Origin of the sequence: Sorangium sp. So ce1014 (assembly GCF_051521505.1) — a bacterium.
GTDB lineage: Bacteria > Myxococcota_A > Polyangia > Polyangiales > Polyangiaceae > Sorangium.
Genome location: NZ_CP150356.1, coordinates 9,287,053 through 9,300,565, shown reverse-complemented (window position 1 = coordinate 9,300,565; position 13,513 = coordinate 9,287,053). Strand labels below are relative to the sequence as shown.

Annotated in this window: 11 protein-coding genes; 4 read left to right on the top strand and 7 right to left on the bottom strand. The window is 70.9% G+C overall.

Annotation, left to right across the window (positions count from 1 at the left end; genetic code table 11):
* The first annotated feature begins 188 nt into the window (after positions 1 to 188).
* Positions 189 to 962 carry a hypothetical protein gene (locus WME75_RS35245; protein ID WP_437480177.1) on the top strand — a complete coding sequence of 258 codons (774 nt, stop codon included), beginning with the start codon at positions 189 to 191 and terminating at the stop codon, positions 960 to 962.
* 52 nt (positions 963 to 1,014) lie between these two features.
* Here the strand turns inward: WME75_RS35245 and WME75_RS35240 are convergent, their stop codons facing one another.
* Positions 1,015 to 1,671: a Mut7-C RNAse domain-containing protein gene (locus WME75_RS35240; protein ID WP_437480175.1), complete on the bottom strand. Its 657-nt coding sequence runs from the start codon at positions 1,669 to 1,671 to the stop codon at positions 1,015 to 1,017.
* Between the two features lie 128 nt (positions 1,672 to 1,799).
* Here WME75_RS35240 and WME75_RS35235 point away from each other — a divergent pair, with 128 nt between their 5' ends.
* Complete coding sequence (locus tag WME75_RS35235) at positions 1,800 to 2,783, top strand: matrixin family metalloprotease (RefSeq protein ID WP_437480173.1); 984 nt, start codon at positions 1,800 to 1,802, stop codon at positions 2,781 to 2,783.
* A 29-nt stretch (positions 2,784 to 2,812) separates the two neighbouring features.
* Here the strand turns inward: WME75_RS35235 and WME75_RS35230 are convergent, their stop codons facing one another.
* Positions 2,813 to 3,640: a hypothetical protein gene (locus WME75_RS35230; protein WP_437480171.1), complete on the bottom strand. Its 828-nt coding sequence runs from the start codon at positions 3,638 to 3,640 to the stop codon at positions 2,813 to 2,815.
* A 579-nt stretch (positions 3,641 to 4,219) separates the two neighbouring features.
* On the opposite strand from WME75_RS35230, the gene WME75_RS35225 reads away from it, so the two are divergent.
* Entirely contained in the window at positions 4,220 to 5,827 is a 1,608-nt protein-coding gene (locus WME75_RS35225; RefSeq protein WP_437480168.1) for a DUF1552 domain-containing protein, read from the top strand.
* Between the two features lie 139 nt (positions 5,828 to 5,966).
* Here the strand turns inward: WME75_RS35225 and WME75_RS35220 are convergent, their stop codons facing one another.
* The 5 genes from WME75_RS35220 to WME75_RS35200 all read right to left on the bottom strand — a co-directional run bounded on the left by WME75_RS35220 (position 5,967) and on the right by WME75_RS35200 (position 12,352).
* A complete protein-coding gene (locus WME75_RS35220) occupies positions 5,967 to 6,455 on the bottom strand; it encodes a hypothetical protein (RefSeq protein ID WP_437480165.1) in 489 nt (162 codons plus the stop codon).
* 12 nt (positions 6,456 to 6,467) lie between these two features.
* Positions 6,468 to 8,138, bottom strand: coding sequence for a DUF2330 domain-containing protein (locus WME75_RS35215; protein WP_437494988.1), 1,671 nt, complete (start codon positions 8,136 to 8,138; stop codon positions 6,468 to 6,470).
* 218 nt (positions 8,139 to 8,356) lie between these two features.
* Complete coding sequence (locus tag WME75_RS35210; RefSeq protein ID WP_437480162.1) at positions 8,357 to 8,992, bottom strand: hypothetical protein; 636 nt, start codon at positions 8,990 to 8,992, stop codon at positions 8,357 to 8,359.
* Positions 8,993 to 9,249: 257 nt separating this feature from the next.
* Positions 9,250 to 10,410, bottom strand: a complete 1,161-nt coding sequence (locus WME75_RS35205; RefSeq protein WP_437480159.1) for a Kelch repeat-containing protein — start codon at positions 10,408 to 10,410, stop codon at positions 9,250 to 9,252.
* 271 nt (positions 10,411 to 10,681) lie between these two features.
* Complete coding sequence (locus tag WME75_RS35200) at positions 10,682 to 12,352, bottom strand: response regulator (protein WP_437480156.1); 1,671 nt, start codon at positions 12,350 to 12,352, stop codon at positions 10,682 to 10,684.
* Between the two features lie 391 nt (positions 12,353 to 12,743).
* Between WME75_RS35200 and WME75_RS35195 the strand changes: the two genes are divergently transcribed.
* Positions 12,744 to 13,424 carry a mechanosensitive ion channel family protein gene (locus WME75_RS35195; protein ID WP_437480153.1) on the top strand — a complete coding sequence of 227 codons (681 nt, stop codon included), beginning with the start codon at positions 12,744 to 12,746 and terminating at the stop codon, positions 13,422 to 13,424.
* Positions 13,425 to 13,513 lie beyond the last annotated feature (89 nt).

Here is a 13,513-nt window from a genome sequence, read left to right as displayed (position 1 = left end):
TCGCACGCGACACGCAGCGAATCGTGAGTCGTCCCCAGGCGAGCCGCTCCGCGAAGCCAGCAGCGCCGCACGCGACGCCGGGCCCGCTCTCCTTGCACGATGCGCTCTCGGGCCTCACCGCACCGTCCACGGCGCGGCATCCTCAGGTGGAGCTCCTCTCCGGCAACCGGTCATGGCATAGTGCGCGCATGAATCGTCGACTGCTTGGCTCAGCGCTCTTCGGACTCCTCCTCGCTGCATGCGGCGACGACACCGAGACGCTGCCCGGGAGCGGCGGCGAGGGCGGGGGCGGCGCGGGCGGCGCGGGCGCAAGCTCGACCGGGGGCGGCGGGGGCGGAGCGCCGGTGGTCTGCGGGGGGAGCGCGGGAGCGACCTGCGGCGAGACGGAGTACTGCGACACCCGCGAGACGGCTGACGACGCGTGCCCCGGAGAGGCGCAGGGCGTGTGCGTCCCCCGGCCGAGCCTCGGGGACTGTCCCGAGGACTGCCCGGGGGTCTGCGGGTGCGATCAGCGTGTCTATTGCAATGCGTGCCTGGCGCACGCGGCCGGGATGAACGCGTCGGAGGATACGTCCTGCGCCAGCGCGGACTACGTGATCGGCGCGCATGATAGTGTTTACGTGCACCACGCCGATCTGGAGGCGAACCGGTGCCTGACGCTCTACCTCGCCTGGCCGACCGAGAGCCCTCCACACTTTGCCGACGTAGAGCTCCCGGAGTTCTGGGCCTTGCTCAGCGTGTCGCTCACCGGGGAGATGCGCGACTGCACGCAGCCGCGCACGCCGGACGCCGACGGGCTCCACGACGTGACCGGCGCCGCCGGCACCATGTCGTGGGAGCCCGAGCCGGTCACCGGCATCCCGTGCATCATCGACATGGACATCACCGCCACGCTCGACGGGGGGCCCGAGACCGAGCGCTTCGAGGCGACCGGCGTGGTCGTCGACAACACGTGCCTGTAGCGTGCGCCGGCCGGGCCGCCGAGCCGTTCGGGCGGGGGGGGACGCTCGACCTTCAGGTGGAGCTGCGTCGTCGACGTGCCGCGGTCGACATCGCCGCGGGGGGCTCGGCGCCCGCGCCGGCCGCGGCCGCGGCCACGCCGGCGGCGATGCCCTCCCAGTGGCTGCCCTTCCACAGGACCTTGTCGCAGCGCTCGCAGCGCCAGAACTCGTCGTAGCGATCCGCCACCATTCCGGGCACCGCGCCGCGCACCGTGTCCTTCGGCGCGGCCGCGAGCGCGCCGCCGCACGCCATGCACCGCGGATCCCGCACGCGCAGCCCGAGCTCCCGCAGCACGAAGCCCGCCTGCTCCATCGGCCGCAGCCCGCGGGGCACGTACAGCCCGCGCACGGCCGCCGTGCGCAGGGGGCGCCGCTCGAAGACCCCTGCGTCGGAGCTCAGCAGCACCCGGCCGGTCTGCTGCGCGAGCCGCACGAGATCGCCGTCGTCGATCCCGTGCTCGAACGTCGCGTCGTACCCGGCGCCGCGCAGCCAGCGCGCCAGGCCGCCGAGCATCGCGTCGCACAGGAAGCTCGGCGCCGCCGCCCCGTCCCGGGCCGGATCCTCCCCGTCCCGGGCCGGATCCTCCCTGTCCCGGGCCGGATCCTCCCTGTCCCGGACCGGATCCTCCCTGTCCCGGACCGGATCCTCCCCGCCGCCCGCCTCACCCACGAGCCCGCCCCATGGGCTCAGGATGGCGCCGGGCCCGCGGGCGGCAAGGGCGCCCGGCCGCGAAATCCCCACGCCCCCGCCGCGGGCTGGTACCGTCGCCGTACGGTCAAGCGATCGTGGAGGAGTCGATGTCGACGAAGAGTGCGAGGTGCCTTTGCGCGGCTGCCGCGTTCGCCGCGCTGGCGAGCGCGCAGCAGGCCTCGGCCTACTGCCGCTCGAACACCTGCAAGGTCTCGGAGCTCTGCGTGCAGGACGACCTGCCGGTCGGCTATTGCAAGCCGCTCCGCTGGACGGGCAGCTGCATCGGCTTCAGCGTCCAGGAGGACGCGTCGAGCGAGATCTCCTACCAGGAGATCTCCGACGTGCTCGATGCCGCGTTCAGGACATGGCAGGAGGCGCCCTGCGACGGGGGAACCCCCGGCTTCCGCGTGCAGAACCTCGGGCCCGTGAGCTGCGGCGCGGTGGAGCTGAACGCGAGGGACGGCAAGACCCGGGTCGTCGACGGGCTCGTGCCGGGCAACGCCAACGTGGTCGCCTTCCGCGACCTGGACTGGCTCGCGGCCGCGGGGCACAGGAGCGAGATGCTCGCGCTCACGACGGTGCAGTTCGACAAGAACACAGGTGATCTCTGGGGCGCCGACATGGAGATCAACACCGATCTCTACGACTTCACCGTCGGTGACGACTCCGCGGCGCCGAGGGAGGACCTCCTCGCCATCGTCACGCACGAGGCCGGGCATTTCCTGGGCCTCGACCACTCCCTGGCCGGCCCGGAGGCGACCATGCACGACCGCTACGACCGGTCGGATCCGATGAACTTCCGGACGCTGCACGCGGACGACATCGCGGGCATCTGCCAGATCTACCCCCCGCGCGATCTCTCCACGTCGGAGTGCAACCCCATCCCTCCCCACGGGTTCTCGCCGGAGTGCGCGGCGGACCAGCAGATCACCTGCGGCATGGCGCCGCCCGCCGCCGGCCGCCCGGGCTCAGGCTCGGGGTGGCGCGCCGCGCTCGCCGCCGTCGCGATCGGCGCCGCCGCCTGGCTCCGCGCCGGCGCGCGCGGCCGCCGCAAGGAGCCCCGGCGGGGGGCGCTCCGCCGGCGGCCATAGCGCCGCGCCGCCGGGGCCCGCTCGCTGCTCTACGCTGCCCTGGGGCGCTCCACGCGGAGCTCGGTCCAGGGCGAGGTCTGCTCGGCCAGGGTGCGGTAGGCGAGCGCGGCGGCGCCGACGAAGAGCACCGCGAGCGCCGCCGGGCCGACGCCGATGCCGCCGGCCGGGCCGACAGCGCCGAGGACGCTCGCGTGGAACGCCCGGAAGAGGCCGAGGTGCAGCGCCGTGAGCGCCGCGCCGAGCGCGAGCGCCCAGGCGCGGTGAAAGCGCGCGCGCCGGGCGTGGTGCGCGATGACCGTCTCCGAGGAGACGCAGAGGCTGCCGTACGTGGGCGCCCGGAGCACCCAGGCCCGCGCGGCGTCGCGGTACCCCTTGCCGGCGGCGCTCGCGTCGAGATCGCGGCGCACCGAGCCCGCGATGTAGATCGCGTCGCCCGGGCGGACCTCGGAGACGTAGACGGGCACGCCGCCGCGGCGCGCCGGGACGAAGGTCGTGTCGAGGTTCAGCCGGCTGCACACCGGCTCGACGCGCACGGCGGCGCCCGAGGGGAGCCGGAGCGAGAACGCGCGCGCCCGGGTGTGCCACGCGCCCGGCGCGGCGCCGGCCCGGCCGCTGCACGGGATCTCGACCGCGATCACCGCGTCGTCCGGCGCGGCGTCCTCCGCGACGACCTCGCCGCGGAGGAGGGCGAACCCCTCGCGCATCGCGCCGGGCGAGGCCGAAGGGCTCCGCGCGTACGCGGCGATCTGCGAGCGCCGCTGGTGGTGGAGGCAGCGCCCGATCGCGATCGCGACGGCGGCGCCCAGCACCACCCCGGCGACGCCATACACGATGAGGAGACTCGCGACGAACCCCATCGCGGCAGACTAGACGTGCGACCCCGGGGCGTCGAGATGGGCTGTTCGGTGCGCTGGACGGGCGCCCAGCGCGCCGGCCGCTGGTTGGCATGCGCACGATTCCGACGGGCGCGGCGCGGGGGCCTCACCCTTCGCCAATACCGTCCGCAGCGAACTGGTCGAGGAGCTATCGCTCGACTCGTTCGCGGTTCAAGTCGTCTTCATGGCCAGCTTCGTTGCATCTTCCGCGATCCGGACCCTCGCGATCCGCTTCAGGTGGTGTGTTGCGACAACAGACCTCAGATCCGGATCGAGCTCGTTCATGGCGTGGAGCGTGCCATGGATACATGGATAATTTGTTGACATAGCGTTGTTTTCCAGGCGGGCCGGATCGCATGGGAGAATGCTCTGTCAACCCAGGGCAGGTCCCGCAGTTGGGCCTTGACGCCTCCGGAATGTTTGGATTTCCTTCTCCCTCGGCATGTCCGGCGGCGCGGAGGACTTCGTCGGCGGCGGCGCCGTAGCGCCGCAGATCCACGACCCCGGTGAGTTCGAAGCGTTGACGGCAACCTGACGAGTGGGAAGGTCATGAGACGACCGATGAACCGCAGAATTTTCCTTCGAGGTCTGGGCGGCGCGTGCGTCGCGGCGCCGTTTCTCGGCTCTCTCGCGGGCCGGTCCGTCCAGGCGCAAGCGGCGACGCCGCCGCGCCGGCTGATCGCGATGTTCACGCACTACGGCTGCATCACGACCCGGTTCTTCCCGGTGAAGTCCCACGGCGCCCTCACCGCCGACGATCTCGCGCCCACGACGCTGCGGCACCTCGCGCCGTTCGTCGACAAGCTGCTCATGCCCCGTGGCATTCGCGGGATGAACGAGTGGACGGGCGACCTGTCGCGGGGGCAGGGAAACGATCCACACACGCAGGTGTGTGGGTCGTACTTCACCTGTCACCCCGTCACGCCCAACAGCGACGATCCGTTCAGCTTCGCCGCCGAGACGAAGTTCGACGCCATGCCCATCGGCCGTTCGCTGGATCACGTGATCGCCGAGCAGCTGAGCCCGGGTCGCACGCCCTTGGTTGTTCGGGTGGGCAACGCGACCGAGAGCCCGATGTCTCAGGTCTCGTACTCGGCGGCGGGTGTGCCGTACGCGGGGCTCGGGTCCCCCTCGGAGATCTACAGCACCCTCACCGGCCTCTTCGACGGCGGCGAGCTCACGCCCGACAGCTATCAGGCCATGCGGGGCAAGAGCGTCATCGACCTCGTGCGGGCCGATCTCGAGACCCTCGAGCGCCACGACATGAGCCGGGCCGATCGAGACAAGCTCGAAGCGTGGAAGGCGCTGCTCCACGACACAGGGCGCGTCATCGGCTCGGCGCAGTGCACGGAGGAGCTCGCGTCGCTGCTCGGCGTCACGCAGCAGACCGTGGACGCGGCCTCGGCGCTCACCCCGGGCGAGGACGAGGATCTCCTCACGATGAAGATCACCGCGTCCCTGGACGTGGCCGACCTCTATTCGAACCTCGCGGCGCTGTCCGCCATCTGCAACGCCAACCCGGTCATCGTCCTCAAGTATCCTCCGAAATACATGTTCAAGGGGCTCGGGCTCACCCACGATTCGCTCATCCTCTCCCATCGCAACCCCACCATGATTGGACAGTGCATGCCGGGGGTCATCGACCTGCTCTCGACGATCGACGACTACTACGCCCGAAAGTTCGCCTACCTCGTCGGGGTCTTGAACGAGATCGTGGAGGGCGACGGACGGCTGCTCGACAACACCGCGGCCGTCTGGTTCCCCGAGATGTCGGACGGCAACGTGCACAACCTGAACAACCTGCCGATCGTCCAGGTCGGCAGCGCTGGCGGCTACTTCAAGACGGGCTGCGCCGTGAACGTGGAGGACGGCTCAGCGACCCTCACGCGAGGGGGAAGCGAGAACATCTGCACGACCACGGCCGCGATCAATCCGGTTGTGGGCACCGGAACGGATCCCGCGCTCGCGAATGCGCCGATCAACAAGTACTACTGCAACTTGATGAACGCCCTCGGGGTGAAGGCGGGCGAGGATGGCTTCCCGAAGCTCGGCGGTTCGGGGGAGGTGACGCACTACGGCATGTACGACCGCACCGAGGACTTCATCGGCGGTGGCACCCATCCCCCCACGATCCACAGCCCGGGTGAGTTCACCGCCCTCAAGGCGTGAGCGGCCGCCGAGCGGCAGGGCCCGCGAGTGGGCCGCTCAAGTCCCCGCCACGGGCTCCCTGGCCTCGCAGCCCGTCGCCGAGCCGTCGCAGAGTCTCCATACATCGCAGGCGCCGCGTTCACGCCACGGCCTGCGGGCCCTACGGCCGCCCAGCACAGGATTCGTCGCTGTTCCATCGGGGGCGCACCAGCCGCTCGCCGGTCGCGACCGTGCCTCGCGCGTCGGTCACGACCCCCCTGAGCTGGAGCGGTTGGCCGATGGCACAAGCGGGCTCGCGGAGGACGGCCGGCCATCCGATGAACTCGCACTGGCCGTCCTCGCGCTCCGTGAGCGCGATCCTTCCCCGGCTTGTCGTCGCCGAGGAAGGGTCGCCGATCACGGTGGTCGTGACCTCGAGCTCGACGCCGTCGGGCTCCAGGCCGAGCGTCCGGACGCTGGTCCACAGGTGCCAGCCGCCCTGCGCGCCGTGGGCGAGCTCGACCTCCTGGCCGTCGGCCAGCGGCTCGAACTGCCACTCACCGGTGCCAAGCTCGGCGATGCCCTGCGCCGCCGGCTCGTCCCCGCCGGCGCAGCCAGGAGCGAGCGCCAGGAGCACGACGAGACCGGCGGCGGAGGTCGAGCAGGTCACGGCGTGGCGCTCCTAGGAGCGCCGGCGGCGGCGCACAGCAAGCAGCAGCCCGAGCAGCGCGCCGCCGAGGCCACCGGCACGGCCAGCATGGCCGCCGGCGTTGCAGCCTCCAGAAGCCGTGGCCTCGACGGCGGGCGGCGGCACATCGACCGGTCGGCCACCCGGCAGCGAATCGGGCAGGTGCGGGACGCGCCGGTTGTAGAAGGACGCGGGGACGGGCTCGTCGGGAAGCACGCAGGTCGTCTCCCGGCTGCCGTCGCCGGCGATGGCGCCCACCGCCACATAGCCCGTCGAACAGCGGCAGGTCGGCGTCATGTTCATGGGCACGCACTCGCCGTGCGGGCCGCAATCGAACGTCGCACAGGGATCCGCCAGCGGCGGCGCGTCAGGCAGCGCCCGGTCACCCGGGTTGAGGAACGACATGCGGAGGTCCTGGCAGGTCACCGTCGGCCGACCCGACGGATCGAACGTGGTGCGCGCGGTCGTCCCGGGCACGCACGCGCAGGCGGCCACAGGCTGGGTGCCGCCTGCGACCTCGACGACGCGGCACAGGCCGCCTGCGCCGCACGCCGCAAAGTCGCACGCCGACGCGGCGGCAGACTCGGGGCCCGGAGCGCTCACGCACATGTCGCGGCCGTCGACGTGGCGCGCGAGCATGCGGACGTTCGATACCTCGGGACCGTCGGTGCGCCGAAAGATCGGATCGACGGTCATCTCCTCGGGTGACAGGCGGGTATAGAGCCGGGTGATGGTCGTGTTGCCCTCCAGAAGCGGCAGCAGCGCGTCGCGCGCGGCCATCTGCGCCTCGTCCGAGCTCATCGTGTTGCGGACCTGCTCGGCGATGCTGGCCGTCGGTCCGCTCATCTCCGTGACGAAGCCGCGGCCGCCGGCCTCGTCGACGCTGCGCGCGACGAGCGCCGTCCAGTTCGTCTGCGTCGGCCAATCGTACGGATTCCAGACGATCTGGTTGTCGTCGATCTCGATGTCCGGCCAGTTGGCCGGCCCATAGCGCCGGTCGCCGAGGACCATCACGGTGATGCCCATCTCCGGCTCGGCCGCGATCGCCGTCAGCCGGATCGGGATCGACGGCGACCCGGACGGAAGCGTGAAGCGGAACGGCTGGATGTCGCTGATCTCGGCGTCCGGCTGGAGCCGCAGCGCGAGGAACTTCATCCCCTCGCTCGTATAGATGCCGATGTACGGCGCCATCGCGTCGTTGACGCGGAAGTCGTTGCTGCGAAGCCATTCGATGAGCGCCGTGGGATCGGTCGACTCGATCACGGCCACGTCGTACGGCCCGACCTCTTCCCGGATGTGCACCGTGACGCCGCCGTCGTCGGTGCTGCCCGAGGTGGGCCCGTCATCCGCGAACACGGGGGGGGAGCAGCTCGGGTCGTCGGGCCACTGGAACTGCGGGCCCGTCGCTGTATCGAGGGCGGTGAGCGCAAGCTGCGGGAACACATCAAGGCTCTCCACCGCCGGCACCTCGGCGAGCGGAACCACCCAGGCGAAGTCCGGCGCCGCGCCCGCATACTGGATCTGCGTCACCATCGTGACCGAACCGTCCTGGTTCGTCGCGAACACGATCCGCTCCGCGGTCTGGTCCACCGGCTGTCGTCCGCAGAAGAATCCGCCGCACGCCTCAACAGGTCGTGGCGCTGTCGTCAGCGCCGCCGCCGCCATCACCGTAGCCGCCCACACCTTGCGCATGGTCCAATGCCTCCTCGCCCTACCGAGCGGGCGAACGCCTCCAAGCAGACCCGGTGCCACGCTCGAAAGCAAGGCGATTCCTGGGTACAGCGCCTGGGGGCGACCGACGGTTCGTTCTTGGACGACACGGTGCCCGGTCGTGCGCCGAGGAGGCAAGAGAGGCCATCAGGCCTCGTCGTCCCGAGGCAGGCTCAGGGGAGCTCCTCGATGTCCGAGGGGACACGCGGGGTCACCTCGTAGTGATCGAGGAACTGGCCGCTGAACCCGGTGATCTCCACGTCGTCCCCCAGGGCGATGCCGCTCACGTCGATGCCGGTCCCGGTATAGACGAACACAGTGACCTCGCCCGAGCCGTCGTCGACGTGGAACCGGTAGCCATACTCCCCGTCGTCGAAGACCTCGTCCACCACCGTGCCTCCGATGCGGACGAGGGTCCCCTCGGAATCCTCACCCACGTCGCCCGTGTCGATTGGCTTCGCCGGGTGGACTGGATGGGAGCCGGAGACGGCGATGTCCGTGGGCTGGACGCCGAGGACCTGGCCGTAGCTGTTCGCCACCGTGCCGGTCACCACGACCTCCTGGCCGAGCGCATAGGTCCCGCCCAGCGCGTCGTGGATATAGATCCCCGAGCGCCCGCGCTGGATGGCGAACCCCTGGTCGTTGGGCGCGAACGCGCCCGAGGGGACAGACACGACGCCCTTGACGGTGACGACCGTCCCCTCGGGCTGCGCCCGCGCGAACCGGATCGAGTTGCCCGCCGCGGACAGGGGCGCAGCGGTGATCAAGACAGCGATGAAAGCGGCGGCGCCGCGGAACAATGTACGCATGAAGATCTCCTTGACGTGCGGCCGGCCGGGTGGGCAATCGTCGAGGTCCACCCGGCTGGGACTTGATTCTGAATTCAAGAGCGCGGCGAGCATCAGTATGGCAGCGGAGATGCCGCGTGCCCGCCGCGAGCTGCACCCTACGTCAGCACGTCCGAGGTTGCGACCTGGATCGTGATCCAGCTTTCGGAGGTGCAGGCTCTCGTGGTAACCTGAGAGCGCCGATCGTCCAGGCGTGAGCCCACCGGGCTCGCTCGCGATCAGCCGCCGCAGCCGAGGGGGATGGTCAATCTCCACATGTCGTTGAGCAGCACCGGCGCGAACTCCGCTGTCGCTCCCCCGAAGAGGTAGAGCTCGTAGGCCGTGGCGGTCCTGCGAGTGAAGTAGAACTGGCCGAACCTCGGCGCCGGCGCCGGCCCCGTCATTGCGGTGTCCACGCGCGTCCAGGTCCCTGTGTGGAGATCGAAGTACCAGAGATCGGACAGGGTGGACCCGTCGAACTGGCTGCCCCCGAAGAGCCAGATGCCGTCGCTGTGCTCATCGGCGATCAGCTTCGCGTTGTCGCGGTGGCCCGGTCCGGCGGCCTCGTCGAAGACGAGCTGATCCCAGGTCTCCGTGTCGACGTCGAACATCCAGAGGTCGCCGAGGTAGTTCTCCGGCGTGAAAACGCCGGTCCCGTTCACCGCGTCGTTCGTGTATCCCCCGTAGACGAGCAGGGCGTTCCAGCCCTCGGCGTAGACGAGCGGATGGTGGGCTCGAGCGCGCGGGGCGGGCGAGCCGGTCGCGACCTGCTTCCAGCCGTTCTTGTAGCGGACCATGTCGTGCTGGAGGCCGTCAGGGCGGTTGATGAAGGCCGGCAGCGTCGACGAAGAGCCCGAGAAGGCGTACGCGACGGTCTTGTGCTTCCCCTTCTTGCGCACGGCGACCGCCTCCGTGGAGCGGTTGGCGCGCCCGATCTCGGCCGCGCTCTGCGCGATCTGCGTCCACCCGTGCACCGGATCGAACCGGAACGTGTCCTGGTGCGTGAGGTCGAGCCCGCGCCGGAAAGGACCTCTCCCGCCGGAGACGATCAGCGCGTCCTCCTCGGCGACGCACCACATCATCGACTCGGCCCTGGCGGACGGCCCGCCCGGGTACTGGCCGAGGTCGTACCAGGTCAGCGTGTCGACGTCGAAGGCGCTGAAAGCGGCCACGGCCTCGTCATCCGGGTAGGTCCCGTTCAACCCGCCGAAGATGTAGAAGAGGCCGTCGTGATAGGCGCTCGCGCCGTCCCAGATGGCGTCGGGGGTGGCGCCGCCCTGCGGAAGCTCGGTCCAGTAGGGCAAGCTCGACTGGGCGGCGCCCGGGCGGATCCCGGCGAACGAGAGCAAGAGAGAGAAAGAAGCGATGAGAAAGATCCGAAGCTGAACGCTGCGTGTCATCCGAGCGACCTCCTTGTTTCAGGCAACGGCGGGCTCGCTGGAGCAGGTCGCCGGCAGACCTTTACGTTACCACGAGAGCCTGTGCTTCCGAAAGCTGGTCACGATCCAGGTCGCGACCTCGGACGTGCCGGCGCAAGGTGCCGCTACCGGCCATTCCGGGTGTAGGTCTCTAGGTTGAGACCACGAATCCACCTACGGAGATGAGGATGAGAAAGCTTGCAGCCACCGGCGCAGCGCTGTTGTGCCTCGGTCACGGGGGCAAGCAGCATCCCTACCCCCCGCCTCCCCCCGTGCCCCGCTCGAGCCTCGCGAAAAGGCTCGCCAGCTCGGCAGCCGACGCCACCCCGAGCTTCTCCATCCCCTCCGACCGGTAGAGCCGCACGGCCGACATGGAGATCCCGAGCTCCGTCGCGATTTGCTTGTTCAACATCCCCCGCGCCACCCGCTCGCACACCTCGCGCTGGCGCGGCGAGAGCGCCGCGAGCCGGGCGGCGAGCGCCTCCACCTCGGCGCGCGCCGCCCGCGCCTCCGCGTCGCGGGCCAGGGCGCGCGCCACGGCGGCGAGCAGGGCCTCCGCGTCGAGGGGCTCGGCGAGGAAGTCCACGGCGCCCGCCTTCATCGCCTCCACCGCCACCGTCACGTCCCCGTCGTCGCTCGTGAAGACCACGGGGAGCGCGCACCCTTCCTCGCGCAGGAGGGCCCTCACCTCCAGGCCGTTCAAATCGGGGAGCTGGACGTCGAGCACCACGCAGCCCGCTCCCACCCCGCGCGCGGCCTCCAGGAAGGCGAGCGACGACGCGAACGCCTGCACTGCGTGCCCCGCCTCCTGGAGCAGCCCGGCCGCGGCCCCGCGCCAGGAGGGATCCCGGTGCACAAGGAAGACGGTCGCCGCCTCCGCTCCTCGCGGGGACGGGCTCGTCGCTCGGGGCCGCGGGCTCGGCGGCGCCTCGGCCGCGAGGAGCCCGCGCCGCCTCGTCTCGGCCGGGGTCTCGCCGAACTCCGCGGCATAGGCGGCGCCGAAGCGCTCCACGCGCAGGTAGCCGGCAGCGTGGGCCACGCTCGCCGCCGTCTCGCCCGGCTCGGCCAGGAGCAGGCGCTCCCGCGCCAGGAGGAGGCGCCTCTTGCGGAGGAAGTCCCACGGGGTGGCGCCCCGATGGGCAAAGAAGGCTTCGTCGATCGAGGCCATGCTCGCGCCCGCGAGCCTGGTCAGATCGGCGGTGCCGATCGGGCCCTCCGCGTGGGCGTCGAGGTACTCCTCGACGAGCCGCACCACGCTCCGGCTCGACGGCGGCGCTGCCTTCTCCAGGAGGTGGGCGTGATCGTGGGGCTGCCCGAAGAGCAGCGCGCGCGCCACCGCCTCGCCGAGGCTGGCCATCACCACGGGGTGGCCGAGGGCTCGCCCGGCCTGCTCGGTCTCCGTGGAGAGGAAGCGGCAGAGCCGCGCCAGGAAGGTCCCGGGGCCGTCCGTGGTGGGCATCGACAGCGAGAAAGCAAGGGGCCCGCGGATGGCCACGCCGGTGAGCGCCTCGAGCTGCGCCTCGAGATAGCGGGCGTCGACGCGGAGGTTCATGGGGCGGGCCGGGCCCTCCGTGCTCCATTCCGACCGGGCCCCCGGCGAGAACACGGCGGCGCTCCGACCCGGGGCGATCTCCGCCGCGTTCTCCGACGAGGTCGCCCGTACCGAGCCGCCGGTCGCCATGCTGACGGTGTAGCCCGAGGTCACGCCGCGCAGGCACATGCCGGAGGCGACGACGCCCGAGAAGAGGGCGACAGGCCCCATGTCGACGGGGGTGACACGCCACTCGAAACGGTGACCGCGGCCGACGACGTCGGCGGTGAGGTCGCCGTAGACCGTCGCGAGGAGCACGCGGGCCGCCTCCAGATCGCGCGTATGGATGAGCGGAGGGCGTTCGAGCCTCTGGCGAGCGGATCGGTCAGGCATGGAGGTTTCGGGCAGGAAGGAGGGGAAAAACGGAGGCAGCATAGCGGAGCGAGAGTCCGCACCGCACACGCGACAAGGGCCATCCCGACCGCGACCGGCAATTTAGCCGCTGGCGACGGACCCTATCCGCTCCACCCCCTCGATCTTCCGCAGCATGAACTGCGCCGCCGTGGAGGGCTGCTCTCTCCGCACCGGCGAGAGCGCCGTCGAAGGACGCGAGGCAGGACGACGAGCTCCTCGCCGAGGCCGAGCGGATCTCGGCAATCCTCGCCGAGAACGCGGCCCGATACGACCGCGACGGCACCTTCCCCGCCGAGGGGCTGACCGCCGCGCGCCGCTCGCCGATCCACACGGCGCTGCTCGGCGCCGCGGCCGCGCGCGCGTCCTGCTCGTGGCTCACCTTCGGCCGCATCGTCGCCATCCTGGCCCGGGGCGACGCGTCGCGACCCTGCTCCGGTTCTTCCTTTACATAGGTGGTATCGCGATCGCCATCGGCGCCTCGATCAACCTCTCCCGGGAGGTGATCCTGGCCCTGACCGGGACGGTTGCGGTCACCATCGGCTTCGCGCTGAAGGATCTCGCCGCGTCGGTCCTCGCCGGCGTGACGCTCATCGTCGATCGCCCCTTCCAGGTCGGCGATCGAGTCAAGTTCGATGCGTTCTATGGCGAGGTCACGTCGATGGGTCTGCGCTCCGTGCGCATCATCACCCTCGACAACCACGTCGTCACGATACCGAATAACAAGTTCCTGACCGAGGCGGTCGCGTCGGCCAACCACGGGCGGCTCGACATGCTGATCCCGGTGGAGTTCTTCATCAGCTCCGCGCAGGACATCGCGATCGCCAGGCGCATCGTCGAGGAGTGCATCACCAGCAACCGCTACGTGTTCCTCGGCAGGCCGTGGTGCGTGGTCACGAGCCAGATCCTGAGCGAGGTCGCCACGGTGCGCCTGGTCGCCAAGGCCTATGTGCTCGACGTGAAGTACGAGGCGGAGTACGCGACCACCCTGACAGAGCGGGTGCTCGCGGCGTTTCGCGAGAAGCACATCGCCCTCCCCGGCGAGCCCGGGTGAGGAGGGGCCGGTCCGCTCGATCGCCCCGCGTCGTCATCTCCCCCGGGGTTGCGGGGGTCGCCAGCGAGCTTTAGGGCGGCGGAGCGCAC

Coding starts and splice junctions, on each gene's coding strand:
- WME75_RS35245 (WP_437480177.1), top strand. CDS start 189: ATGAATCGTCGACTGCTTGGCTCAGCGCTCTTCGGACTCCTCCTCGCT.
- WME75_RS35235 (WP_437480173.1), top strand. CDS start 1,800: ATGTCGACGAAGAGTGCGAGGTGCCTTTGCGCGGCTGCCGCGTTCGCC.
- WME75_RS35230 (WP_437480171.1), bottom strand. CDS start 3,640: ATGGGGTTCGTCGCGAGTCTCCTCATCGTGTATGGCGTCGCCGGGGTG.
- WME75_RS35225 (WP_437480168.1), top strand. CDS start 4,220: ATGAACCGCAGAATTTTCCTTCGAGGTCTGGGCGGCGCGTGCGTCGCG.
- WME75_RS35215 (WP_437494988.1), bottom strand. CDS start 8,138: ATGGCGGCGGCGGCGCTGACGACAGCGCCACGACCTGTTGAGGCGTGC.
- WME75_RS35210 (WP_437480162.1), bottom strand. CDS start 8,992: ATGCGTACATTGTTCCGCGGCGCCGCCGCTTTCATCGCTGTCTTGATC.
- WME75_RS35205 (WP_437480159.1), bottom strand. CDS start 10,410: ATGACACGCAGCGTTCAGCTTCGGATCTTTCTCATCGCTTCTTTCTCT.
- WME75_RS35200 (WP_437480156.1), bottom strand. CDS start 12,352: ATGCCTGACCGATCCGCTCGCCAGAGGCTCGAACGCCCTCCGCTCATC.